Origin of the sequence: Parendozoicomonas verongulae, from assembly GCF_009711465.1 — a bacterium.
In the GTDB taxonomy this organism is placed as follows: Bacteria; Pseudomonadota; Gammaproteobacteria; order Pseudomonadales; family Endozoicomonadaceae; genus Sansalvadorimonas; species Sansalvadorimonas verongulae.
Window position 1 is genome coordinate 1,711 of sequence record NZ_SMME01000615.1, and the last position, 314, is coordinate 2,024.

A 314-nucleotide genomic window follows, 5' to 3' on the forward strand; every position below is an offset into this window, starting at 1 on the left:
CCTGATCGACTCACAGCTTATTGCCGCAGGATGGGATGTCGGGGAAAACTTGCAGGACACTGCACAGGTCACTCAGGAAGAACCGGTCAAAGAACAACCCACCAAAACCGGAGACGGTTACGCCGACTATGTGCTCTGGGACGCCAAAGGTATGCCCATGGCCGTCGTGGAAGCCAAGCGTACTAACACCAACGCTGAGAAAGGTCGCCAGCAGGCCAAACTCTATGCCAGCTGGCTGGAGAAAAAACACGGCCAGCGTCCGGTGATCTTCTACACCAACGGCAATGATATTTTTCTCTGGGACGACCACCCTG

The 314-nt window shown here is 55.1% G+C and carries 1 protein-coding gene; it reads left to right on the top strand.

What is annotated here, in order from left to right:
- A partial coding sequence (locus E1189_RS01895) for a type I restriction endonuclease (RefSeq protein WP_155158387.1) occupies positions 1-314 on the top strand: 314 nt, incomplete at both ends.